Origin of the sequence: Marinobacter sp. 1-3A (genome assembly GCF_016597775.1) — a bacterium.
GTDB lineage: Bacteria > Pseudomonadota > Gammaproteobacteria > Pseudomonadales > Oleiphilaceae > Marinobacter > Marinobacter xiaoshiensis.
Genome location: NZ_VCGZ01000001.1, coordinates 344,805 through 370,372 on the forward strand (window position 1 = coordinate 344,805; position 25,568 = coordinate 370,372).

Here is a 25,568-nt window from a genome sequence, read left to right on the forward strand (position 1 = left end):
CTCGCGTCAGATTCTGTTTTTTGCATCGAATATCCAGTCTTTCACTCTCGGATCCGGCTCTTCTGCACGCTCTTTGTACTGTTCGTACAGCGGCAACGCCTGGGCTGGCTGGCCCAGGTATATGTCCAGTAAAAACGCCAGATTAAGGAGTGCGGGCAAATACTCGGGGTTGGCAGCCAGAGCCTCGCGGTAACGCTTTTCAGCCAAGGAGAAATCACCAGCGTTACGGGCGATAACGCCAAGGTGGTTGAGCGCCACCGGGTGCTTGGGGTTCAGAGCGAGAACCTGCTCAAACCGCACGCGGGCAAGCTCCATATCACCGGACTGCATCGCCAACAGCCCCAGGTTGGCAATGGGGCCACTTCGTTCCGGATGCTCCGCTGTCAATTTCTCAAAGCGGGATCTGGCCTCTTCAAGGTCGCCGTTTTCCATTAACACAACCGCTTCCGAAAAAGCCTCCTGAAGGCGTGCCTCCGATTCCGCTGTAACGGCGGCATCATCCAGTGCCGTTGTGCGCTCCGGCCCTACCGCACAGCCCGTGAGCAGCAGAAGCAACATAAGCGCCGGGTTCAGCTTTTTAACCCAGATCATGGACAACTCCGGCGGTGACTTCGGGTTTGTTGTAGCGGCCCGGGAGCAGGCGACGTAAGGATTCATAGCTGCGTTTCACCCACTCATCAAAGATGCCTTCACGGGCTCTGCGGATATTTTGTTCATGGATATCAATGGCATTGTCTTCGAATGGGTAGGCCTGCTCTTCCAGCAATAATTCGTATTGAGAAAGTTCCAGCTGGCTGAGCCCTTGCGGGCGTTCCGAATCCATCAAGTCTGCGCCCAGACGACTGTATATATGGGCGATCTGATAGCCCGCCTCCGTGGCAAACGATGAAATCCCGTAGCTGGCGGTTTTCTGATAAGCGCGCACGGCTGTCTCAAGGGCATTGGTTTTGGCCACCATGCTTTTATTCAGGGGCAAGGTCAGGCGGATACTGTCGTAGCGGGCCAGTGCATCCCGCGCCAGGATTGCGGAGGCAGACGCCGCCAGATAGCGCATGCGGTCATCGGCAGCCCCGGAGTTGTCATCCACTTTATCCATCTGCCGGTTCAGCCAGTAATTACGTCGCTCGATGTCGCCCTGGGCTGCGTATAGCTCGCTCAAGCGGTTGGCTGCTTCCATATAGACGTCAGCCGGTTCAGGATGGCGGTTTGCGTACTGGCGCCAAGTATCAATTGCCTTGGTATCGTTGCCTGCCCGATCATATAATTCTGCCGCAATCTGCAGGTTTTGCCGGCGCTCCTCTGGCGTGGTCGCCTTGGCCACCATGAGATTAAGCTCATCGCCGGCTTTCTCCCACTGTTCTGTTTCCCGATAGGCGAACGCCAGTTTTGCGGGCACCGTATCGGCTAGCTCATGCTCGGGGAAATCTGCCCGGAAACCTGTCAACACACTAATCGCCTCGCCCCATCGTGCGGAGCTTACCAGCAGCGATGCCGCATCGTATTGGGCATTGGCGTTCAGTGCGGAGGCAGGCGCGACAAAACCTACCCGCAGGTACTCGCTAACGGCGGTATCTGTATCGCCTGCTTGCGCAAACTGCTCTGCCTGGCGGAATACCGAGGCCGCCATGTTTTCCTGTACGCCCGGCCGCCGTTGGTCTTCGGGGGGCATCATGGAAAGGGCGTCGCGGTAGGACTGTTCGGCCTCGCCATAGCGTGCAAGCTCAAACAGACTGTGGCCCGCAAGCAACAAGGCTTCGGTGACCAGGGCGGGGTCTGCCGCTGGCTGCCAGGTAACCAGGCGGCTGGCCATAGGAATCACTTCTTCAAGATTCTGCTGGTCATATTCCCGCTGCAGTGCAATGTAGTAGACATCTGGCGCACGCGGGTCTTCGGGGTATGCGTTCGCAAACCTTAGTCGGTTCAGTTGCTGCATTTCCTGCAGCGCGAAGAGATCTTCAGTGGTTTCATTCATCCAGGTGCCTGCGTACTCACGGAATGCCAGCACTGAGGCATAACCTGCTTCGGCTGCCCTCTCCGGTACTGTTCCAGCCGCTGGAAAATCGTAGGCAACACGCTCAAAGGCTTCGATGGCATCTGGCCACTGTTGAAGCTCCACATAGGTTTCTGCCAGCAGGAACAGGCGCTCAGGTGTGCGAGGATGATTCGGGAAGGTCGCCGCAAATTCGGAATAATAGGCTGCTGCCTGGCGGTAGTGTTGATCCGCATTCAGGCTTTGCTGGTCCCTTCGCGCCTCCCCGGCTAAAAGATAATGGCGATCAGCCAATTCGGGCAGGAGAATTTCAAGCTGAACTTCAATGTAGGCCAGGGTTTCTAGATTCGTCTCCGGCCAGTAACGGCTATAGATGCCATAATTTTCTATGAATGCGGCTTTTCGAACCGGAATAGCCTTGTCGAAACCGGCAAGTATCAGGGTATCAATGGCTCGCATGTGATAGCTGGGCGCCCAGGGGCTATCCGGGTGGTCTTCGATATAGGCATCAAACACAGCAACAGCGTCGCTGTAGCGCTCACGGCCAATCAATAAAGTGCTGTAGCGATCGTAAACCAGAATTTCATAGGGCCGGCTTCCGGTTTCCCTGAAAAGCGCTTGAAGGGTTTGAGCGCCATCCAGATAGGACAGTGAAAGCCCCATAACCCGGAACAAGTCTTCCGTAAGTGTTTGATAGCGCTGCTCTGGCGCCTCTGCGGCCTGTTCAACCGGCATGATCAGATCCAGCACTTCAATGTAACTGAATAGCGCCTGTTGGTAGTCCCCCTGCTTGAATTGGCTCCACCCCTTCATGTATTGAGCGTTCATCAAGAAGGACGGATCGGCGTTGCGCTCCTTGGCCGCAAGAGTAACCTCATGAAATGCCTGTTCCGCTTCCGGGTAGCGGCCATTGATAAACAGAATATCTGCCCGCCGGAATTGGGCTTCTACCCAGTAAGCTGAGCCCGGATACTGTGTTACCAGGGTATCCAGGGCTGCTAACTGTTCATCCGTCATGCCCCGCATTTCCCAGGCTCGGGCTAACTGGTAGTAAATCTGGTCATTGCCCGCACGCTCCGGGTACTCTGCCAGCAAACCGGTATATGCATCGATAGCGCCGGAAAGGTCATCCTCTGCGGTATCTGTCATCAAGCGCTCGGCCCGGGCGAACTCGAGATCTGCCAGGCGGTGCCGAATGGTGACCTGTTTGATGGGGTCATCCACCAATGGCAGTAACTCACGGTAGCTGTGCATCACAGATTCGAGAGAAACGGCCTCAGCACCAGCTTCAATCTCTGGGAGATCGGCTTCACGTTCCCGGCTAACAGGGCTCAAAGACGCAAGAGTACCTGGCCGGGCTGCGGGCATTACTCCACCACCCTGCCCCCACCCCAGCGATTGGCAACCACTAACCAACAGGGCAAGCAGCACTGGCACCAGCGCACGGGTCACACCCGCGAAAGTGTCCAGCCTATCACCGTTCGTGTTGCGGGGCCGTTTAATCATTTGCGGCCTCCGTGCTCTTGCCTGCCCTGAACAACTGGTCCGCCAGCCGCGCCTGTGCATGGCGAGATGCCACCCGGTAACGCCGCAGTTCATTGCTCTGTTGTTCCAGCGCATTATCCAACCGGCTAATGAGAATATTCCGCGCCTGAGCCAAGGCTTCATCTACTTGTACTTTAAGCGACTGGACCTCGGCGGCGTTATTGGCAAGCCGACTCGCCAGCTCCTCATGTTCGCTGTCGCCTGCCATCAACTGCTCTATATCTGATCGCTGGGTTTGAAGCTGCTCCATTTCCGAACTCAGCTCACGAAGCTGCTTCTGCGCGGCCCAGCGGTTTACACCGTAATCGTTAGCGACACTCCAGTCGAAGTAGGCCTTCATTCTCTGGTACTTTTTTCGCTGCCGGGCTGTGCGCTGGTCGTCCGGGAGCTGAGCAAGCGTAGCCGCGACCTTGCCCAATCGGGCTTTCAAGGCTTTCTGTTCCGTTGTCATGAAGAATTCAGCATCTTCTTCGGCAAGGGCGGCCTCAATGTTTGCCCGAAACGCATTCTGGGCTTCTATCCACTCATCCGGCTGTTGCTGCTCTAGTTCAATACCTGCTTCCTGGCTTCGGCGCGCTCGTTGCACCCGGCGGGTTTCCAGCATGGTTTCAAAGGTGCCGAGCTGTTGTTCCCGCTGCGCCAGCAATGCTTGCATCCGGTAAAGCTCATTGAGTTCCCCCAGAGCCTGCTGGAATGGTTCCGTTGCGAGCACTTCCGAAAGCCCGAAATCAGCAGGCGTTACCCTAAGGCGGCCGTAGGAGTCGGTAATAATTTCATCGCTGTCCCGAAGAAAATTCAAACGTGCCATGAGGCTTTCTTCGGTCAGTGCTTGCCGGGCTGCAATCAGCTCTTCACCTCGGTTTTCGTAGTGTTCCGCGGCCTGGGTAAATGCTTGTAAGGCCTCACGTGGCTGGTTCATCTGTTCGAGCACATAGCCACGAGCGTAGGGAACCTGCTCTCTCCAGGGTAAAAACAATTCTCTTTGGGAGAGTGCATCCAGCGCGTCCAATGCCCTTTGCATCTCGCCCTGACCAGCAGCCGCGACGGCATAATCAAATAGAGCTCGGTCAGCAAACACACCATCCAAAGGCATGGCTCCGAGCAGCACTAACGCCTCATCAAACCTGGCATCTCTGAGATATAGACGGGCAAGGGAGAGCCGGCTTTTATCAAGCAAGGCCTGGTGCTCGGAAATCAGTTCGTCTTTGGGTGCCTTGCGCTGCATAGCCTCAATGAGTTCTCGCAGGCTTTGTTCTGCTGCCGTGAAATCATCGTCGGCAATCTCGGCCATGGCCAGGTTATAGTTCAGGTAGTGTGCCCAAGGGCCAGAATGCTGCCCCCCGGTCTGTTCGTCCGGATCACCGCGGAACCCCTCAGACATCATGGCCAGTTGCGCTCTGAGGTAACCCCATTCTGCGTATAACTCTGAGTCGGCTTCCTCCAGCACGCTAGAATCAACCCGCTGAAGATTTTCGTAGGCCAGTTGGTAATCACCTTCAAGGTAAAAAACCTTGCCCAGATAAAACCAGGCCTGGCTGCGCACTTCAGGTGCAAGGGTGACGCGGGAGCGGCCGTGTTCATCTTCAAGCAATCGGATAAAGAGCTCACGGGCTTCGCGAGTCATGCCGTAAGAGAGCATTAGCCCGCCTTCGACCAGCTCCGGATAATCGCCGTGCCCTCTGATTCCACCGCGCTCCCGAGCTACATCCAGCAGAGTGAGCGCCTCTAACGCCTCGCCTTGGTGGTAGTTATATAACGCCCAGCCATAGGCAAGATCTCTGGCCCGCTCTGGCGACTCTTCAGCAAATACAGCGGGCACACTGAGTAATAGTGCCAGGCAGCCGGCGGCTACCGCACCCAGGCGTGTGCCTGATCCGGCTTTATTCGGCTTTGAGCTGAATACCAAGGGTCGTTTCACTCCCACTCCACTATGGAAACCATGGGTTGGTAATCCAACGACCGATCCTCAATGCGAATCTCCAGGGCGGCTGTATCCGTGCCCTTTTCAAATGCCAGGGTAGCGGCCTGTTTGTAGGCGCGATTGTTCGGGCCAATGCCTTCTACGAAAGCCGTCACTTCGTGGGTTCCGGTCTTGAGGTTACCGATGTACAAACGCTGCATGCCACCGCGCTCAAGAGCCGTAACCTGGCGCTCGGTGTACAGGTGGGAGGCGACAATATCGCCGTTCACCTTCAGCTTTACGGCATCCAGTTGTAGAAACTTGCCCGTATCAACGCTGAGAAACACCGCAAACTGTGTGCTGGCCGGGAACAGCAAGTCTTCTTCCAGAATGAAAAGATCCCGATTCAGGCGAATCACTTTCTTTTTGAGATCCTGAACCCGTTCTGCGACCGCTTTGCTGTCTTCTGCCGGGTCCGTTTGCGCAAGCAGGCTCCCACTCATGAGCAACATGAATGCAGCCAGCAGGCCGGTAGCCAAGGTCTTCAGTGAATCCGTCATAGTCAGGTTTCCTGCAAACTCAGTATTCGAGAATCAGCGATGCGCGGGTCACCAGCGCATCGAATGAATAAAGCGGCTCCTGGCCCGGCAGATAATTGCCCGGAGCGGTGACATCCCGGAAGTTGTCATAATCGAAATTCAGCCAATCCAGCAGCAGGCTGACCTGGAGCCGCTTGATGCCGGGTAAGGATGTCTGCTTCCATTCATAGACTGCGCCCGCTCCCAGGGTTGTACCCGAGAGAGAACTCATTTCTTTGTCTCTCGCCAGATGGGTCTGTGAGTTTTCATAGGCGTATAGGTCGCTGTAGAAATCCGCCTCGCCCTGGGTGTAGTAGCGCACCGAACCCTCCAGCGACCAATGTTGATTCAGTGCGTGCACGTAACCCAGTTGCACTGTGTGTGCGTTAATACCCCAGGTGTCTGAGAAGTATCGATATTCACCCCGGATAGAGGCTCGATACGGCAGGTGGTACATGGCTCGAGCGGCCACCGCAGTACTGGTGCGGGTTTCGGGATAACGCTCAGGCTGGTACAGATAGGCGGTGGCATCATTGGGGTCAAGATAGCGGTTCTGGCGGTAGGGGTTCTGCAGGAAGCCTTCGTCTGTGACCACTTCCAGATCAAGCCCAACCAGCAAGTTACGGGTTAGCACCTGGCTAAACCCTAACTGGTAGTTTCGGCGATCTGCATCTTCACTGAAGTTGTCATTACCAAGCTTGCCAACCTCATCCCAGCCGGCCGCATACCCAAGGGTGACAGTGGACATTCCACCAAAGAACTCCTGGCTCACAGTGAAATACAGGGTACTGGCTTCGTAATCGTTTTCTGAACTGTTGGTAAACCCCAGACTCATAATCGCCCGGTCATACAGGTAATCAACGCCCAGCGTGTATTCGGTACGCTCTTCTTTATAAGCGCTGGCAGTGGCCAAAACATCGACCGAGGCCGCCGATACCATATCCACGTAATATTGCCCGGATACAGACACCTGTGGCCCAACACTTTTACGCGCAAGCACTACAGGGCCATCAATCACCATGCCGCCGCCGTCGTACCGGTGATAGAACAGATCCACGTTATCCACTGGCAAGGTTGCTGAATGGGCAACCGAAGACACCACCATAAACACGAGAAGCAGCCAGGCCATAGGAGCGCGTTCAGTTACAACCACAGCCACCTCCTGCGCCACCTTCCGCCCCGCGGGCAGACTCCCTCGCCTGATACACGTGGTTGATGTAGGAATCTGCTTTGCCATGACGACTCAGGCTCATGATCGGGTCCGCCAAGCGATCCCTCTCATAAGGTTTAACCCAGGGCTCGACAGAGCTGCACCCAGCCGTTGCTGAAAACAGCAGCGCCAATAACAAAGGCGCGATAATGGTCAGTTTGCGCATAACGCTTACCCGCTCGGGAATCACTCTCGCACCAGTTCTCTTATCTGGGCTTCGTACTCAACTTCGTAGCCCGGCTTGTAGCCGTAATGAATGTAGCGGGCATTGCCATCGCGATCGATCATCACGGTTGTGGGCATGGCCGGCACCTCGTAAAGCTTGCTCACCGAGCTTTCCGGATCGTACAAAATGGGGTAATCCACCGGCACTTTTTCCAGAAAACGCAAAGCCTCATCGCGGTTCTCATCCACATTCACCGCAAGGATGGTGAAGCCCAAATCCTGATAGCGGCTGTAAATGTCATCCATCAGAGGCATTTCCTGACGGCAGGGGCCGCACCAGGAGGCCCAGAAGTTGAGCATGACCACTTCACCACGATGATCTTCCAGGCGAATGTTGTCTCCGTTTCGGCTCTCCAAAGTAAAATCCGGAGCCGGAACATTGATGGCATCTGCCTGCACACTCATTGCAGCGCCGGACAAAGCAAGGGCCAGAGCTATGGCTGTAACCGGGTTGTTCATTCAAATGGCTCCTGTGTTCAGAAAAATACTGACAATCCGGTACGGATTTCAGTGTTCATGGAGGTTTTCTCGGCACCGACCACATCGATGCGGTAAAAGTGCTGGCGCACACCCAGGTCTATGGCAAGGCTGTCTGTGAGTAAAACCTGATAGCCTGCACCGGCGTTGACGGTAAAGCGGGTATCACCGCCGAATTCCGTAGCGCCCGCGCCGGCAATCAGATAAAAATTGGTATTGAACGCATAGTTCTCACTAAGAAAAGCCTGACCTGGCAGAAGGTTATAGCCCAGATTGATGTTGTAATAGCGATACTCTCGCTCGCTGTCGGTTAACACCTGCACATTACCCGCCAGATTTTCAAAACTGGTTTGGCCACCTTCCGCAAAACCTATTCCTGCCTCAAAAAAGAAGGTTTCACTCAGGTGATAGGTGAGCTTGCCGCCATAAATAAACGACGACTCAAAATCTTCAATATTGATCACGCCCAGAAAGGCGCCGATCTCGAAGTTCTCAGTATCGATCAGCGCCTCATTAGCTGGCACAGGTTTTACATCAGGCTCGATCAAAGGCCGATCATCACGCTCCTGCGCGAATACCTGAGGTGCAAACGCCATGACCTGTGCCAGGCAAAACCCGGTCAGAAAAAGATGCTTAGTCCGATTTTCCATTCTGTCGCTTCTTCGTTGGTTGATCGGCTGGTAAAGACTTTGTAGTCCTTGAACTCGGCCCGGATAAAGTAACGCTCGGTGATATAAGCCCGCAGTCCCAGTCCAGCATGGCCTACCGTGTTATCACGCTCCTCTGGCACAGCCAGTGTTGCTTTGGGATCTACCCATATATGACCTACACCAAGGGTGAAATACGGTGACACTCTCCAGTGGGGAAACGGCTGGTGGACTATATTGGCGTTCACCATAAGTATTTCCGAGGCGCTGCCCAGTACCTGTGAGCCCCACAATTCTGCGGCGAGGTTAGGCGTAAACCAGTAGCCTCCGTAGCCTGCGGTTACGGGGCTACCTTCAAACTCACCCATCAGAATTCCGGCTTCAAACTTGCGATCGCTGAATGCCCTGATATCCGGCACGCTGAGATTGACGTTTTCACCGGTTGCGTCTTGAGTTTGTGCAATGGCGGCAACAGCCACCCAGCCTTCCCGGCCTTTCTTGTCCCGTACTTTCATCCAGCCGGTTTTGCGGTGCAGCAGGGTTAACCATTCGCCTTTCTCGCTGCTATGAAACACCGGGTAGCCCACTGCAGGACCAGTACGCCAGACCACAAACGGCTCAACGACCTGCACCCGTTGTTCCGGCTCATCGTCTCCCCACAGCCAGCCCGCCCAGGTCATCCCGGGTAAACAGAGCATCAGTAACAGAATGACAATGGGCATGGTTGTGGCGTCAGGTCCTGATTAATTGTCTGGAGCGTCAAACGGGTTGTTGTAGTACTGGGCGCCCAGATCTAACCACTCTGCAATCAAGCGCAATTCGGCTGGCGAGAGGCGGCCATCGTGGGATGCTCCCCCTCTGAACACTTCACTGAACCGGATACTGGCCCTTGCACCATTGACCGACATGCTGGCAGGCACAGGTACCGGAACAAATATTGGTTGCACGTGGCCACTTTCATCCAGGATAGGTTCTCCCTCTTCATCCCTGAGGACTTCCCCCGAATCGACCATTTCATCAACAAGAACACCCTCCGGGTTTAATTCCTGCTTGTTGTCTGGAAACAGCAATTCCCGGTATGACTTGAAGTGCGATGGGTTGGCATCAGAAGGGCCGTCGGTTAGATCCAGATCGGCAGCCAGAAAGACATCATCCGGATCAACAGGAACTACAATGTTGTGGCACCTGGTGCAGGTGTGATCCTCTAGTACCGCGCCACCACCATCGACCACTTTTCGGTCCAGGCCCCACAACGGATGAATATTGGTTTCGTAGTTGATCACTGCACGGCAGTTTGCGGTCCAGGCATCTGCACCTGCATTTGCACATGCACCTGAAACTGGCGGCGGTGTTTGAAGGTTTTCATAAGCCAGTGACCGATCCTCAACACTACCATCGAAATCTACCCACTCATCCGCCCAATAAATCGGATCTGGTAGAGGCAGGCGAATGTCCTTAACCCGGGCATAAACCTCAGCCATGGTGTCCCCCATATCCGGATAAAAAACCGGATCTGTATTCGGGAAAGGCTGCCCAGTGGTATTCGCTCCGCTCCACACTGGCTCTGGGCCAGCATCCCGTCGGCCGTGGGATACAGGTGAACCAGATTCGTGGCAACCTTGGCATTCCAGAGTCTCACCAGGGCGTACCGACAACCAATTCTGGTGGCGGTCGCTGGTTCTGCGGCCTTGGGCATCGAGCACGCTGATCGCAAAGGCGACGTTGGCCGGTACAGCAACCTTTACCGAACCATCGGGCTCTATGGGCACATACCCCAGAATTTCGCGCATTAGCTGCCCACGGCTGCGGCCAAAGGCACTGTTATCAAAATCTTTCACGTTGTCATCGGGCATGGAAACCGGCTTCTCAAGCCTCAGGAATCGCGCCGGGCGCTGTTCTGCGCTTGTACGCAAGGGATCGGCCGTTGCTGCAATACCGTTTGGCGCTCTATCTACGCCATCCATGTCGTAAACACTGCGAATATGCAGAATGCCGTAACCTTCATCTGCCAGGGTTGCGGCATCTCCCATGGGCTGGTCGTCAGGAATAAAATCTTCCAGAGAGCGCTCCCGCATCAGCATGGCTTCATCAAACTGCTCACCTTCTGAGGGCTCCACAATCGGCCGCTGAGTGCCATTTGCCACATCCAGTAACCAGAGCCCGTACACAGGCGGTGCTGGCACATAGGCATCAGATTCCAGACGCTCTTCAGTACAGTTCACAATCCGACCGGATGCCGTTTCGCTGAGCCGACAGGGTGTCCAACTAACCAGATACCTGCCGGTTCCATCCATAAGAGGTGAAACAGAACCATAGCGACCATTCAGAGACAGCTCGCCATCCAGCCTGATGCCCGGAATCAGTGGGCGCTGGCCGCCATCATCGGCCACGCCGTCAATGCGTAAACCAGCTTCCACGTAGTTATTGATATCTACCTCAGCCGGTGCAGAAGCGTAATCATTGCTCTCAAACGGGCGCAATTGCACCAGTACAGAGTTTGAATCGGTTTTCCGGGCTTTCAGGTACTGAACATTGCGCGCTCCGGGAACAGAGTCGTGGGAATGCCGGCCGTAAAGGTAGCTGAGCCCTGTACCGTCCGGGTTCACCCGATAGAGATTGACGCCATTATTACTGGTCTGGCCGGCGTTATCCCAGCGGCTGAATACGATAAACCCTTCATCGGTGACCAGCGGGTCAAGGTCGTGACTCTGGTTAAAGGTAATTTGCTGAATGTTGTCGCCTTCGTCATCCATTGTGTGGAGAACGAATGCAGGTGCATTCCGGTTTTCATCCAGGCCAGAAAACTGCCCTTTTCCCTCGTCCAGCAAAATGGCTTTGGAAGCCCGCTGGCGAGTGGATGAGAACACTATGCGACCGTCTGGCAAGTAGGCTGGAGCAACGTCTTGACCGGCCTTGGCGGTTACGTCAGAGGTTATGATTCTGCGGAGCACATCCGCTACACGATCGTATTCCCAAATATTCCAGGTGGGCTGATCTTCTTCATCGGCACCTTCAATTTCCGGTGCACGCATGGCAAACAGGGCACGGTTGCCATCGTGGGAAACATGCAGGTCTTTTACGTCATACAACAAACGGCCCGCATCATCGCGATACTGTGAACCGGAAAAAGCCCGGGAAGACACATCAACAGCGGGGGCGTCAATGGATGCACTGGCTTTCACAAACAAGCGGGCGCCTGGGCGAAACCCCGACGGATCGGCAAGATTGTCCCCAATCAGTGCTCCGCTATTGATATCAAACAACAGTGGCCGCTTAACAAAAAGTACCGGGTTCTCGACCACAACAGGGTCAGCTTGTTGGCTGCCCGCACTTGGCAAACAGCCAGAAAGTGCTGCCAACAGGCCTGAAAAGACCAGCAAGCGGATGGTTTTGTTGGATTTGTGAGGCACGCGCCTAGTCCCTTGAAAACAGTGTCAACGCACTGAAACAGTGAATTCGTGACATAAATTAAGTCTGGGCATCCATGTATCTCTAGGAGCTTTACGTAAGTAAATGTAATTACGTGGAGCGCCCCACAAATCCGATGCTAATTGCAAGTATAAACTATTAACAATTGTCAAATTGGCCTATTGTGCCCCAGCCAAGACCACCGAGGACAGCGACATGAAAGCCAAAGAGCGAATGCACGCCAGCGCATTCAAGGCATGCAGTATGTCACTGCTGATTTTGCTTACCGCCACATTTACTTGCACAGCCAGCGCTGGACCGCGGGAACAGGCCAAGCGCATTCATGACAGGATTGCGGGCGTACCTCCGTCTGCCTCTGTGCTTGATGACATGACGCGGGAGATTGAGGCCAGCAGAGCGCTCGATGCTGCCTTTATCGCAATGGAAGATCCGGCTTTTTATAATGTAACGCTGAAAAATTTCGCCGCTCCCTGGACCAATGAGGCGATGACGCCTTTTGTTCCCTTGAACGATTACACCGCTACTGTGATTGGCCTGGTTCGTGATGATGCGGATTTCCGCAGAGTGTTGTATGACGATATTTTATACGTCGGTATCTGGAACGATGTACCGACCTACTCCAACTCGAACAATGATCATTACGAGAAAATTGAAAAACTTGGCCACGATCTTTCCGACAAACAAAACTTCCGGGGCCTGAGCCAGTCATCCGTCACGGGTCTGCCCACCGACGCCACCGCCGGCGTAATAACCTCCCGCGCAGCGGCCAAGGCCTTCTTCAGCGCTGGCACTAATCGCGCCATGTTCCGATTTACCCTGATCAACCACATGTGCCGGGATCTGGAACAGGTGGCCGACGTAAACCTTCCGCCGGACAGAATTCGCCAGGACGTTTCACGAAGCCCGGGTGGCGATAGCCGTGTGTTCCTGAACAACTGCGTGGGCTGCCATACGGGGATGGACCCCATGACCCAGGCCTTTGCCTACTACGATTATGAATACAACCCGGACGGTGATCCTGATGGAACGCTTGGAAGGCTCGTTTACAACACCGTTAACGACCCCGAAACTCAGTCACGGGTGCAGGGCAAGTACCTCATCAACTCCACCACCTTTGCGCCAGGCTACGTTACGCCGGACGACAAATGGGATAACTATTGGCGCCAGGGTGCTAACCGCCGGCTTGAATGGAGTTGGAGCCCTGTGAATGGCGCCCCTTCCGGCTCTGGCAGCGGTGCAAAAAGCCTGGGTATGGAGTGGGCTTCGTCAAAGGCTTTCGCGGAATGCCAGGTAAAGAAAGTGTTCACGAATGTGTGTTTGAGACCGCCTTCTTCCAGCGCAGACCACGTGCAGGTCGATAATATGGTAGATAACTTCAGGTCCCATAACTTCAATCTGAAGCAGGTGTTTGCCGAATCTGCTGTTTACTGTGCGGGGGAGTAACGCCTGATGAAAACACTAACGCTCCCCGGATCAAACCAACTCCGCTCCGCAGCACCTATTGCACTACTGATAGTGTTCACCCTCTTCCTCAGCGCCTGTGGTGGCGAGTCCACAGAGGCGCTGCCAAATACATCTTCTGGATCAAATAGCATTAGCTACAGCGGCCCCGCACCGGCTACCGCTGATATACAGAGTTTTAAACTGAATGTCTGGGACAACCTTGTGCAGGACAATCGCTGTGGTTCCTGCCACGGTGCGGGCGGCCAGTCGCCCACATTTGTTGACCAGAACAACATCAACAGCGCCTACGCCCAAGCTAGAACCATTGTAGATCTCACTGCACCCTCCCAATCCAGAATGGTGACCAAAGTAGCCGGTGGCCATAACTGCTGGACAGGCAGTGACGTCGTCTGCGGGAATATTCTGACCACCTATATTTCGAAGTGGGCTGATGGAGCTGAGGGCTCTGTGAAAACGGTGGAGCTTCAAGCACCGGTGCTCAAATCGCCTGGCTCAACCATCGCTTTCCCGGAAGGCAGCAGCACCTTCGGAAGCACCGTTTATCCAGTATTGAGAACCTACTGCGCCGAATGCCATGGCGACGGTGGCCAAACACCTTACGTTGCCAGCGATAATGTAGATATCGCCTACCAACAATCCCAAAGCAGGATAGACCTGAACTCGCCGGAAAATTCCCGTTTTGTAGTCCGCCTGAGAAGAGATTTCCACAACTGCTGGGCAAATGGAGGTGAGACAGATTGCGACTGGTCTGCTGGCATGATGCAGATGGCTATTGAACAATTCGCCGGGCCATTATCCCCCGAACCGGTGGACCCTGCCCTGGTGGCCAGCAAGGCGCTGGTACTGGATTCAGATGGCCTTCTCGCCAATTCCGGTGGCCGCTTTGAGGACAACATTATTGCGCTGTATGAGTTCAAAGCCGGCCAAGGCCAGATCGCATACGACACCAGCGGCGTCTCTACACCACTGGACCTTACACTCAGTGGCAACGTGGATTGGGTGCTCGGCTGGGGCATCAACATTGGCCCCGAAGTTAAGCCGGAAACCGGCCCTGTAACCCCCGCTGGCAAAGCCCAAGGCTCTACCGCCAGCAGCAGCAAACTGCATGCTCTATTGACGGGCTCTGGTGAATACGCCATCGAAGCCTGGGTCGCGCCTGGCAATATTACCCAGGAAGACGCCCGGATCATCACCTACTCCGGCTCTTCCACTGCTCGCAATCTGACACTGAGCCAGACCCTGCAGCGCTATGAAGTGCTTCATCGCAGCACCACCAGCGATGAGAACACTCCCTTCGCCACACAAGATGGCGACAAGCTTCTCCAAGCCACGCTTCAGCACGTCGTCGTTAACTATAGCCCTGGCACCGGGCGGCAGATCTTTATCAACGGTGAACACTCCGGCGATATCGACCCGGACGAGCCAGGTTTGTTCTCCGATTGGGACGACAGCTTCGCCCTGGTTCTTGGCAATGAAACCGATGGACGATCGCCTTGGCAGGGTGCCATTCGTATGGTCGCATTCCATAACCGGGCACTGACAGCAGAACAGGTCAAAACAAACTACGATGTGGGTGTAGGCCAGAAGTTCTATCTGCTGTTTGGTGTTTCCCACCTTATCGATGTACCTGAAAGCTTTATCGTTTTCGATGTAAGCGTATTCGATAACTACAGCTATCGCTTCACCGAGCCGTTCTTTATCAGCCTTGATGAAACGGCTGAGCCATCCGGTATTGCGCTTGAGGGTATGCGCCTGGGTATCAACGGCAAAGAAGCCACTGTCGGCCAGGCTTGGGCGAACCTTAAAGTAACTCTGGATAGCAACGCCTATGAGCCAGGCAAAGGCCAGCCCTTATCTCGGCTAGGCACTATCATCGCACTGGAAAACGGCCCGGATAGTGACGAGTTCTTCCTAACATTTGACCGTCTTGGCAGCAGCACCTTCTCACGCACCGAACCGCCGTTAACCGGAACCGTTGCACCAACAATCCTGGAGCGCCCATCCGACATCGGGATGAAGACTTTTGATGAAATCAATGAGTCCATGGCTCGCATGACAGATATCCCAAGCACCACTCCAGCGGTTGCGGATACCTTCAAAACCGTGAAGCAGCAATTGCCAACTGTGGAGAACATCAAGGGCTTTCTTTCGTCACACCAGATGGCCATTACCCAGGTGGCGATTCAGTACTGTGATGTGCTGGTATCCGATGTTCAAAGAAGGCAGGACTTTTTCCCGGGCTTTGATTTCTCGGCACCTGCCGCAACAGCCTTTGAGCATGGCGGCGAAAGCCTGATTACCGGGCCTCTGTTAGCCCGGTTTGTGGGTGACAATCTGGGCTCCCAGCCCAGCACAGCGACCATTCAAACTGAAGTGGGCGGTCTGATAGACCAGCTCGCCCTGTGTGGTGGCGACACTTGCCCGGCTGACCGCACCGAAACCATTGTTAAAGCAAGTTGTGCCGCTGTGCTTGCCAGCGCCACCACCCTGGTTCAGTAGAGGACTACGCTCATGTTTATACGCAAACCCCTTAAACGGCCTCTGGCGAATGGCGAGCCCCTCTTCCATAACGACCACGGGCGGCCACGGACTCGCAGGGAGTTTATAGCTCAAGGTTTCAGGGCCGGCACTGCAACGGTTGTTGGCACTTCGATGCTTGGCCTGTTTGCTAACCCCCGAATGGCTGCTGCAGAGCTGTCTCAACAAATCAAAGACGAATGTGGCATTGGAATCGCGGGCGCAGGAAAAATCCCGTTTATCTGCTTTGACCTGGCCGGCGGTGCCAGCATTGCGGGCTCCAACGTGCTGATGGGAAAATCTGGCGGGCAAATGGATTTCCTGAGCACTGCTGGCTACAGCAAGCTTGGTGTGCCGGGTAATATGCTACCGACCGATCCAGCCTTTGTGAACACAGAACTGGGGCTGGCATTCCACTCAGATAGCGGTTTTTTAAGGGGAATCCAGCAAAGCACCAGCATGATGACTCGCATGCAGATCAACGGTGCGATTATTGCGGCGCGCTCGGAAAATGACACCGGCAACAACCCCCACAACCCCATGTATGGCATCCACAAAGCTGGCGCCAATGGCTCCCTGCTCCCCCTGATTGGCTCTCAAAGCACCGAATCGGGGGGCAATTCCATGGCACCAATGAACCTCATAAACCCGGAAGTGCGCCCCACCAAAATTGACCGGCCAAGCGATGCCAAAGGCTTGGTAGATGTAGGTGACCTCACATCCATATTGAACCAAACCGATGCGGTGTCTGTGATGGAAGCCGTTCAACGGATCAGTGATGCCAAAATGAACAGCGTCAGCACCGGCCTCGGCAGCAGCGCCGAAAATGATATCCGAAAACTGGTGCGGTGCGGCTACGCCAAGAGCGCAGACATAATTGATACCTATGGCGACCCAACGATTTTGGACCCGGGCCAAGACCCGGAAATAGTGGGAAACACAGGCATTTTCACTGAAGAAGAGTTCAGATCCAACCGTGAATTCCAAAAGACAGCTTCCGTAATGAAGCTGGCTGTAAACGGCTTTGCGGGCGCAGGCACTATTACCATGGGTGGCTACGACTACCACACGGGTGAAAGAGCAACCGGAGAACGCAGGGACTTACTGGCTGGACGCTGCATGGGAGCCTGTTTGGAATACGCTGCGAGAATGAACAAGCCACTGATGTTGTATGTATTCAGCGACGGCTCAGTATCCAGCAACGGCACGCTGGATGACTCTGAAGATGGCAGGGGCAAAGGTGTGTGGACCGGTGATAACCAACAAACCGCAGCGTCATTTTTCCTGGTTTATAACCCCGGAGGTCGTCCTTCACTTTACCAGGACCGCAACCCGACGGGCATCCAAACCGGGTTCCAGATTGGATTTATGCGCGCAGATGCATCTGTAGAGACGGCGTCCAGCCCGGCAGCAAACAACGTAAACCAACTAGTGCAAACCGTTTTGCTGAACTACATGCAGTTGAACGGCGATCGAGGACGTTTTGCTTCAACATTCGTCGGGCACGGTCTCGGGAACACGGCGAGTCAGGACCGGCTGCTTGCCTTCAATCCTTTAGTTTGAACGTACACAGTCTCCAAAGCTGATACTTCCAAGCGATAGATTTTTGCATCATCCCCCCCCGGCATCCCCATCAAGATTCCGGGGGCGCCAACCCTTCCGTAAAGTGCATCATTCGCTGATCATCAATGATGATCGCATCAATACCCGGCAACTTCTCAATCATCTCCAGACCCTTTTTCGGGCCCAGCACAAATACAGCCGTAGACAAGCCATCGGTTGTCAGCGCATCGTTACCAATAATGGTAACGCTCTGCACACCTCGCACGGATTTCCCTGTACCGGGGGAAAGTATGTGGTGCACACGCTCCCCCTGATCATCAATAAAAAAGCGTTCGTAATCACCGGATGTGGAAATAGCGAGATCGGCAAGCGGCAACACCACCACATTGCGATTTTCTGAGCGGGGGTCACGAACACCCACAAGCCAAGGCCGGCCGCGCTTATCGCCTAGCAAGCGCAAATCACCACCCGCACTGAGCCGTGCATGGCGCACGCCGGCTGATTTCAGATGCTCTATACCAAGATCCACAGCGTAACCTTTGGCAATACCTCCCAAATCGATCAACAAGCCTTTCTGGCGAAAGAAGACTGTTTGCGCCTTATCATCCAGAACAATGTCCTGATGATTAATATGGCCAAGCCTGGCCTGAAGTGCCTCCTCGCTTGGCTGCTTGCGCTCCCGGTAGTCGTACAAGTAACCGACAGACCCAAAGCTGATATCAAAAGCACCACCGCTAAGAACAGCTACTTCTTCCGCTTTCTTCAGAACCTGAAACAGGCCGGTGCTTACCTGCACTGGGTCATCCGCTGCTTTACGGTTAAGGCCAGAGAGTTCGGAGTCCTCCCGGTACCGGCTCATGTCCCTGTCTACTTGGTGGAACACCGCCAGAACATCTTTCGCGATTGCATCAGCAACGCTTTTCTCATCAGCCCAAAACTCAAGCTCCACCGGTGTCGTCATAGCCGTATCTGTGTAACGGAACCACTTTGCCTGAGCCACCGAAGGCACCAGAAATACAAAAAGAAGAAATAAAGAAGGATTCAAACCGATAAACTCAAGGATATTGAAGGGATTGAAACAATTTTTAGGCATCACCGATCAGACAGTCCCTGTTCGTGGCTCAATACGGCTTGTTTGCGCTTAACACCCCAGCGATATCCAGAAAGGCTGCCATCACCACGTAAAACTCGATGGCATGGAACAACCACCGCCAGCGGGTTGGCAGCACAGGCACCTGCGACAGCTCTCGAGGCGGTGGGCAGGCCTAATTGCTGGGCGATATCGCCATAGCTGGACGAGCACCCAGAAGGAATCTGTTGCAGTGCCTGCCAGACTCTACATTGAAAATCCGTGCCTCGAACATCAAGCTCTACAGAGAGTGGTCTTCGGCTGTCGATCAGGTAGTTCATTACCTCGGTAAACCAGGGGGCCCGAAAATCGTTTGCATGGATGAGTTCGGCACGGGGGAAACGTTGAGCCAGGTCTTCAACCAATTCGTCAGCTGTGTCTCCCAGCAAAACAGCACATACGCCACGAGGCGTGCATGCAACCAGAACCTCGCCGAGGTAACAGTGGCCGGTTTGCCATTGGATGGTTTCGTCCTGGGCGTTCTTGGCCGTCATGAAAAACTCCTCAGCATGGGCTCATCCGGTATTGCGGTACTCGTGAGTTCAAGCAAGCGTATTACGGATCATGTCAGTGAGAAGGCAATCGTGCAATTTTTTATAAGAGAAGGGATAGAACAGCTTGCCGGGCACTGGTTGAATGACAGCGCCCGGCAAGTTACTACAAAATACTACCGGGCTCAGCTCTTGCGAGCGTCTTCCCAGGTTTTAATCAGCTCATCGTAAGGTACAGTTTGACCCTGCACTTTTTCATTCGCCAGTTTGGGCTTGGGTGCGCCAGGCTGGTCGAACCAGTACTGCGGATCACGCGGCTCGTTCAGCTTGGGAGCACAGGTGGTCAGAACATTGGCTCTCTCAAGCCGTTCCATAACCCGGTCCTGAGCCTTTGCCAAGCCATCAAGCGCTTCCTGCGCTGTGGCTTCGCCACTAGCTGCCTGGGCAACATACTGCCACCACAACTGAGCCATCTTCGGGTAATCTGGAATGTTGGTGCCGGTAGGCGTCCACTGAACCCTTGCAGGGCTACGGTAGAACTCAACCAGACCACCCAGCTTGGGTGCCATTTCCGTCATCACGTCCGAGTTGATATCGGAATCGCGAATGGGAGTGAGGCCCGCCACAAGCTTTTCAAGTGACACTGTTTTCGACACAGTGAACTGCGCGTAAAGCCATGCCGCCAAACGACGCTTTTCAGGTGTCGAGTTCAGGAAGGTCCAGGAACCCACGTCCTGATAACCCAGCTTCATGCCTTCTTCCCAGTAGGGGCCACGTGGAGACGGCGCCATACGCCACTTCGGCAGTCCTTTTTCATCTACAACCGGAAGCCCTTCTTCAATCATGCTCGCGGTGAAGGCCGTATACCAGAAAATCTGCTGAGCTACATTGCCTTGTGCAGGTACGGGGCCAGATTCGGAGAAGGTCATCCCCGTAGCCTCTGGCGGCGCATACTTGCCCATCCACTCAACGTACTTCTCTGTCGCGTATACAGCAGCCGGGCTGTTTGTAGCACCACCGCGGGAGACATCAGAACCAACAGGGTGGCAATCCTCTACCCGAACACCCCACTCATCTACTGGCAAACCGTTAGGCAAGCCTTTATCGCCAGCGCCAGCCATGGAGAACCAGGCATCGGTAAAGCGCCATCCCAGGGAGGGGTCCTTCTTGCCGTAGTCCATGTGGCCGTATACTTTTTTGCCGTCTATCTCTTTAACGTGAACCGAGAAGAACTCTGCAATGTCTTCGTAGGCCGACCAGTTAACAGGAACACCCAAGTCATAGCCGTAGAGTTCCTTGAACTGCTTTTTCAGATCTGCACGCTCAAACCAGTCAGCGCGAAACCAATACAGGTTTGCAAACTGCTGAGTTGGCAGTTGGTAAAGTTTGCCATCAGGGCCGGTGGTGAAATCAAGGCCGATGAAATCATCAAGATCCAGCGTTGGCAGGGTTAGGTCCTTGCCTTCACCCTTCATAATATCTTCAACCGCTACAACCTTACCGTACCTGACGTGAGTACCAATCAAGTCAGAGTCATTCACGTAGCCATCATAGATGTTGCGCCCCGACTGCATCTGGGTTTGCAGCTTCTCGATAACATCCCCTTCCTGAATCAGGGTATGGGTAAGCTTGATGCCGGTAATGTCGGTGAAGGCCTTGGCCAGCACGCTGGATTCGTATTCGTGGGTCGCAATGGTTTCTGAAACAACATTGATTTCCATGCCACGGAAAGGCTCCGCAGCTTTGGTGAACCAGGCCATTTCTTCCATCTGCTGTTCTTTGGTAAGGGTAGACCGTTTGAACGAGTCGTTTACCCACTTTTCAGCTGCATCCGAGTACTGGTCAGCACTGGCCTGCAGGCTCAGGCCCATACTGACGGCACCGATTGCAGCGCCAAGCAGTAGGGTCTTAGGATATTTATTGTTTTTAAACATACCCAACCTCGTCATCTTTATTATGAATGGGGCGAAGAAAGCCCTCGCTCCGGTTTTTGGCTTGTTACAGCTCTTGTTACTTCTAGCCTTGCCTTTTCGAAAACCAAACACTCATCACTTTCGTTCCTGGTGAAAAAATAGTTCGGTTTCGAATCCTTTACAACATTTGAGCAAGTTTATTCGGGGTGCGTTTATTGCCCCTTTTTGACCGCCTTCCTAGCCCCATCGCAGCAAAACAAGAAGCCAGACAACAGACACAGCCAACGCAATCCACAAAGTGATGTCACTAACCGCAAGGAACGTGAGGTGTATGTAGGCTGCCGAAAGCAAACCAATAAACAGTCGGTCTCCGCGCGTTGTCTCTATTGGTAGAAAGCCTTTGCGCTCTGTGCAGGGAGACACGATTTCGTAAACGGTCATTACCGCAAGAATCATTGCAATAACTGCAAAAAACACGATGACCGTAGGGGTCCAATTCATCCAGGCAATCATTTGCTTTCTCCTTAAACGCGCCCGAGAGCGAAGCCTTTAGCCACATGGTTACGAACGAACCAGATAACCAGCAAGCCTGGGATTATTGTTAGAACGCCAGCCGCGGCCAGCACACCCCAATCAATACCACTCGCCCCTATCGTACGAGTCATGATTGCGCCAATTGGCTGAGCATCCACAGAGGTCAATGTTCTCGCCAGAAGCAACTCAACCCATGAAAACATGAAGGCAAAAAAGGCCGTTACGCCGATACCTGAGCGAATCATCGGCAAAAACACTTTGATGAAGAATTTGGGAAAACTGTAGCCATCGATATAAGCCATCTCGTCGTATTCACGAGGAACGCCCTTCATGAACCCCTCAAGAATCCAAACCGCCAAGGGCACGTTGAATAAACAGTGGGCCAAGGCAACGGCAATGTGGGTATCGAAAAGCCCGATAGATGAATACAGCTGAAAGAATGGCAGCAGGAAAACCGCCGGCGGCGCCATCCGGTTGCTGAGCAACCAGAAAAACAGATGCTTGTCCCCCAGAAATTTGTACCGACTGAAGGCGTAGGCCGCAGGCAAAGCAACCAACAAGGTAATCACCACGTTGATGGAGACATACGCCATTGAGTTGAGGTAGCCGTTATACCAACTGGGATCTGTAAAGATCACGGCATAATTATCAAACGTGAAATTCTGCGGCCATAACGTAAGCCCCCCGAGAATTTCACGGTTGGTTTTAAACGACATGTTCAGCAGCCAGTAAACCGGCGTAAGAAGGAGCAGGATGTATATGGTGATCCCGATGTTTTTATAGCCTGTTTGCCTCATCACACTCTCCTTATTTTTCTTTATCGGCGTGAGTAATGGCTGTGAAGAACAACCAGGAGATCAGCAATACGATCAGGAAGTAGATCAATGAGAATGCCGCTGCACGCCCAAGATCAAACTGCCCTATTGCCATGGTTGTAAGGGTCTGGCTAAGGAAGGTCGTCGAGCTCCCCGGGCCCCCGCCAGTGAGCACAAAGGGTTCGATATAAATCATGAAGCTGTCCATAAACCGCAACAGCACAGCAATGATCAATACGCTCTTTAGGCGCGGGAGCTGGATATAACGAAACACTGCCCACTTGGAAGCACGATCAATTTCAGCGGCTTGGTAAAAGGCCTCGGGAATAGCCCTCAATCCTGAGTAGCACAACAGAGCAACCAGAGGTGTCCAGTGCCAAACATCCATAAGAAGGACGGTCAGCCAGGCATCTACCGTATCCCCCGTGTAGTTGTAATCGATGCCGGCCTGGTTCACCGCCCAGCCAAATAATCCGATATCGCCCCGGGCAAATATTTGCCAGATAGTCCCTACAACGTTCCAGGGAATAAGTAGCGGAATAGCAACCAGAATGAGACAAAGTGACCCCTTGATTCCAGACTTGGGCATCATAAGCGCAACACCAATACCCAACGGAATCTGAATCAACAATACCGCGCCGGAGAAGGCAAACTGTCGGATCAATGAATCCTGCAATCGTTGATCCGTCAGAACTTCTTTAAACCACTCCGTGCCAACGTAGTAGGCTTGGCCCGGGCCAAAAATATCCTGAACGGAATAGTTCACCACCGTCATAAGTGGTACGAGTGCCGAAAAGGCTACGAGCAGGAAAACCGGCAGGACGAGCCACCAGGCTCTGTTATCCGGGATCTTGTCCATCACTGTTGCTCCTGTACCAGGAATTCATCCACATAAAGCATTAGCCACTGCCCCGGGAACAGGAGATTTACCTGGCTACCAATGCCGGCATCAAACTCTTCACTCTGGCGCACTTTCATCTGCTGTTCGCCGAGTTTCACCGTCACAATCTTGTAGGTACCAAGATCCTCCACATCCCGCACTTCAGCGGCGTAGGTGTCATCGGACATTACCGGGGAGATTTCGATAAACTCGGGCCGGATACCAACCTTCAGATTGTCGGATTTCATGCCCCCGAGAATCTCTGACTGCCAGGGTTCGAGGCGCAGTTCAGTTGAATCAAACCGAACGCCCCCCTGGCATCTTTCAACCTCCAGAATATTCATGCCTGGGCTACCGATGAAGTAGCCGACAAACGTGTGGTTGGGTGCTTCGAACAGCTCCGTGGGTGTGCCGAATTGCACCACCTGCCCGTCGAACATCACGGCAATTCTGTCGGCGAAGGTAGATGCCTCAAGCTGATCGTGGGTGACGTACACCATGGTGATATCGAACTGCTCGTGAATCTGCTTGAGCTTTCTACGCAACTTCCACTTGAGCTGAGGATCGATAACCGTCAAAGGTTCATCAAACAAAATGGCGGAGACATCTTCCCTCACCAAACCACGGCCCATGGAAACCTTTTGCTTTTCGTCAGCCGTAAGGTTCTTCGCCTTCTTGTGCAGTTTGTCCTCAATTTCAAGAACCTCTGCAATTTCCTGCACACGGGTCTTGATCTTTGCAGCTGGCACCTTGTTGTTCTTGAGGGGAAACGCCAGATTTTCGAATACAGTCATCGAGTCGTAGACCACAGGGAACTGAAACACCTGGGCGATATTTCTGTCTCGGGGTGACAGCTCGTTCACCCGCTTGCCATCAAACAGCACCTCCCCTTCAGAGGGCTGAACCAACCCTGAGATAATGTTCAGCATGGTGCTTTTGCCACAACCCGATGGCCCAAGCAGCGCGTAAGCTCCGCCCTTGTGCCATACATGATCCAGCTGTCGGATAGCGTAATCACCGGGGCCCGATGGGTTTGCGCTGTAACTGTGCGCCAAAGATTTCAGTTGAATTTCAGCCATCAGTTTGCACCTCCTGAAACCCGTGTTGGTGTGTGCACCAGCTGCTCATTACTGTCGAATACAAACAGTTTGTTCACTGGCAAGTACACCTTGAGCGGCGCGCCAGTGTGATATTGATGAACGCCCATCAACTGCAACACCATCTCGAAATGGCTGTTCTCAACATGCATGAAGGTTTCTGAGCCACTGATCTCGCTGAGAGCAACCTCCATAGACATCTCAAGGTCATCATCATTGGCAGGCACCAGCGCTATGTGGCTGGGCCGAATCCCGAACCAATAGTCGCCCGGGGCCAACCTTGCCAACTCCTGAGTTAATGCGTGGTGTGAATACTCATCGAAGGTCACTTCGGTATCGCTTACACGGCCACGGATGATGTTCATGGGCGGCTCACTGAACAGCTGTGCCGCGAGGGTGTTAACGGGTGAGCGATAAACATCCATAACAGGCCCGCTCTGAACAACGCCACCCTCATGCAACAGAGTTGTGGTGCCACCCAACGCCAAAGCCTCATTGGCTTCCGTGGTTGCGTAAACTGCAATGCATTGGCGCTCTCGAAACAAATCCCGCAGCTCTGCACGAAGCTCTTCCCTCAGCTTGTAATCAAGGTTCACCAGGGGTTCATCGAACAGCACCAGCGTTGCATCTTTTACCAGTGCTCGCGCCATGGCCGTGCGCTGTTGCTGGCCGCCGGAAAGTTCAAGAGGGTAACGTTTAAGCAGAGGTTCGATCCGCAGCATTGACGCGGTTTCTTTCACCCGGCGATCAATTTCGGACCCTGACATTTTGGCAAGGCGTAGCGGTGATGCGATGTTTTCGTAAACGGTGAGCGTGGGGTAATTGATGAACTGTTGGTAGATCATCGAAATGTTCCGGCGCTGCACACTCTGCCCGGTAACATCTTCCCCCTTGTAGAGCACACGCCCCTTCGTCGGCTTATCAAGGCCGGCCATCAGGCGCATCATTGAGGTTTTACCGGCTAGTGTCCGGCCAAGCAGAACATTGAAAGATCCCGCCTCAAAAGTGAGGTTGGCATCCCGAACGTAATCGACACCGTCGACCGTGCGGGAGAGGTTCTCCAGCGTTAAGGACATAAGCTTTCCTTGTTATTCTTATTAAAGCGCGACCGGATATAAAACGAACACCCGGAAACTTAATGTTTGCGAGCATGAACGCAAATCG

General features: G+C 53.8%; 21 protein-coding genes. 3 read left to right on the forward strand and 18 right to left on the reverse strand.

What is annotated here, in order from left to right:
- Window positions 1-6: 6 nt before the first annotated feature.
- Genes FE848_RS01605 through FE848_RS18845 form a run of 10 tightly spaced genes read right to left on the reverse strand, consistent with a single transcriptional unit; the run spans window position 7 to window position 11,982 of the window.
- Window positions 7-591 (reverse strand): tetratricopeptide repeat protein, encoded by a 585-nt coding sequence (locus FE848_RS01605; RefSeq protein ID WP_227715073.1) that lies wholly within the window; start codon window positions 589-591, stop codon window positions 7-9.
- Complete coding sequence (locus FE848_RS01610) at window positions 578-3,496, reverse strand: tetratricopeptide repeat protein (RefSeq protein WP_200200985.1); 2,919 nt, start codon at window positions 3,494-3,496, stop codon at window positions 578-580. The genes FE848_RS01605 and FE848_RS01610 overlap by 14 nt, the downstream gene beginning before the upstream one ends.
- Window positions 3,489-5,453 (reverse strand): tetratricopeptide repeat protein, encoded by a 1,965-nt coding sequence (locus FE848_RS01615; RefSeq protein ID WP_227715074.1) that lies wholly within the window; start codon window positions 5,451-5,453, stop codon window positions 3,489-3,491. The genes FE848_RS01610 and FE848_RS01615 overlap by 8 nt, the downstream gene beginning before the upstream one ends.
- Window positions 5,450-5,995, reverse strand: a complete 546-nt coding sequence (locus FE848_RS01620) for an AraC family transcriptional regulator (RefSeq protein WP_200200986.1) — start codon at window positions 5,993-5,995, stop codon at window positions 5,450-5,452. Before FE848_RS01620 ends, FE848_RS01615 begins: the two co-directional genes overlap by 4 nt.
- A gap of 19 nt (window positions 5,996-6,014) precedes the next feature.
- Window positions 6,015-7,142, reverse strand: coding sequence for a DUF3570 domain-containing protein (locus tag FE848_RS01625; RefSeq protein ID WP_200201300.1), 1,128 nt, complete (start codon window positions 7,140-7,142; stop codon window positions 6,015-6,017).
- A gap of 10 nt (window positions 7,143-7,152) precedes the next feature.
- Window positions 7,153-7,389, reverse strand: coding sequence for a DUF4266 domain-containing protein (locus tag FE848_RS01630; protein ID WP_200200987.1), 237 nt, complete (start codon window positions 7,387-7,389; stop codon window positions 7,153-7,155).
- Between the two features lie 20 nt (window positions 7,390-7,409).
- Window positions 7,410-7,907, reverse strand: coding sequence for a TlpA disulfide reductase family protein (locus FE848_RS01635; RefSeq protein WP_200200988.1), 498 nt, complete (start codon window positions 7,905-7,907; stop codon window positions 7,410-7,412).
- Window positions 7,908-7,924: 17 nt separating this feature from the next.
- Complete coding sequence (locus tag FE848_RS01640) at window positions 7,925-8,575, reverse strand: outer membrane beta-barrel domain-containing protein (RefSeq protein WP_200200989.1); 651 nt, start codon at window positions 8,573-8,575, stop codon at window positions 7,925-7,927.
- Window positions 8,545-9,294 carry an SH3 domain-containing protein gene (locus FE848_RS01645; protein WP_200200990.1) on the reverse strand — a complete coding sequence of 250 codons (750 nt, stop codon included), beginning with the start codon at window positions 9,292-9,294 and terminating at the stop codon, window positions 8,545-8,547. The genes FE848_RS01640 and FE848_RS01645 overlap by 31 nt, the downstream gene beginning before the upstream one ends.
- 21 nt (window positions 9,295-9,315) lie before the next feature.
- Window positions 9,316-11,982, reverse strand: a complete 2,667-nt coding sequence (locus FE848_RS18845) for a hypothetical protein (protein ID WP_200200991.1) — start codon at window positions 11,980-11,982, stop codon at window positions 9,316-9,318.
- Window positions 11,983-12,196: 214 nt separating this feature from the next.
- Between FE848_RS18845 and FE848_RS01655 the strand changes: the two genes are divergently transcribed.
- The 3 genes from FE848_RS01655 to FE848_RS01665 are packed head-to-tail and all read left to right on the forward strand — an operon-like array spanning window position 12,197 to window position 17,545.
- Window positions 12,197-13,444 carry a hypothetical protein gene (locus tag FE848_RS01655; protein WP_200200992.1) on the forward strand — a complete coding sequence of 416 codons (1,248 nt, stop codon included), beginning with the start codon at window positions 12,197-12,199 and terminating at the stop codon, window positions 13,442-13,444.
- A 6-nt stretch (window positions 13,445-13,450) separates the two neighbouring features.
- Window positions 13,451-15,964: a LamG domain-containing protein gene (locus FE848_RS01660; RefSeq protein ID WP_200200993.1), complete on the forward strand. Its 2,514-nt coding sequence runs from the start codon at window positions 13,451-13,453 to the stop codon at window positions 15,962-15,964.
- 12 nt (window positions 15,965-15,976) lie between these two features.
- A complete protein-coding gene (locus FE848_RS01665) occupies window positions 15,977-17,545 on the forward strand; it encodes a general secretion pathway protein GspF (protein WP_200200994.1) in 1,569 nt (522 codons plus the stop codon).
- A gap of 70 nt (window positions 17,546-17,615) precedes the next feature.
- Here the strand turns inward: FE848_RS01665 and FE848_RS01670 are convergent, their stop codons facing one another.
- The 8 genes from FE848_RS01670 to FE848_RS01705 all read right to left on the reverse strand — a co-directional run bounded on the left by FE848_RS01670 (window position 17,616) and on the right by FE848_RS01705 (window position 25,480).
- Window positions 17,616-18,638, reverse strand: coding sequence for an FAD:protein FMN transferase (locus tag FE848_RS01670; RefSeq protein WP_227715075.1), 1,023 nt, complete (start codon window positions 18,636-18,638; stop codon window positions 17,616-17,618).
- Window positions 18,638-19,168, reverse strand: a complete 531-nt coding sequence (locus FE848_RS01675; RefSeq protein WP_200200995.1) for a methylated-DNA--[protein]-cysteine S-methyltransferase — start codon at window positions 19,166-19,168, stop codon at window positions 18,638-18,640. The genes FE848_RS01670 and FE848_RS01675 overlap by 1 nt, the downstream gene beginning before the upstream one ends.
- 182 nt (window positions 19,169-19,350) lie before the next feature.
- Entirely contained in the window at window positions 19,351-21,099 is a 1,749-nt protein-coding gene (locus FE848_RS01680; protein WP_200200996.1) for an extracellular solute-binding protein, read from the reverse strand.
- Window positions 21,100-21,315: 216 nt separating this feature from the next.
- Window positions 21,316-21,591 carry a DUF2160 domain-containing protein gene (locus FE848_RS01685; protein WP_200200997.1) on the reverse strand — a complete coding sequence of 92 codons (276 nt, stop codon included), beginning with the start codon at window positions 21,589-21,591 and terminating at the stop codon, window positions 21,316-21,318.
- Between the two features lie 11 nt (window positions 21,592-21,602).
- Window positions 21,603-22,409, reverse strand: a complete 807-nt coding sequence (locus FE848_RS01690; RefSeq protein ID WP_200200998.1) for a carbohydrate ABC transporter permease — start codon at window positions 22,407-22,409, stop codon at window positions 21,603-21,605.
- Between the two features lie 10 nt (window positions 22,410-22,419).
- Window positions 22,420-23,286 (reverse strand): carbohydrate ABC transporter permease, encoded by an 867-nt coding sequence (locus FE848_RS01695; RefSeq protein WP_200200999.1) that lies wholly within the window; start codon window positions 23,284-23,286, stop codon window positions 22,420-22,422.
- Window positions 23,286-24,386 carry an ABC transporter ATP-binding protein gene (locus FE848_RS01700; RefSeq protein ID WP_200201000.1) on the reverse strand — a complete coding sequence of 367 codons (1,101 nt, stop codon included), beginning with the start codon at window positions 24,384-24,386 and terminating at the stop codon, window positions 23,286-23,288. The genes FE848_RS01695 and FE848_RS01700 overlap by 1 nt, the downstream gene beginning before the upstream one ends.
- Entirely contained in the window at window positions 24,386-25,480 is a 1,095-nt protein-coding gene (locus FE848_RS01705; RefSeq protein ID WP_200201001.1) for an ABC transporter ATP-binding protein, read from the reverse strand. The genes FE848_RS01700 and FE848_RS01705 overlap by 1 nt, the downstream gene beginning before the upstream one ends.
- Window positions 25,481-25,568: the final 88 nt, after the last annotated feature.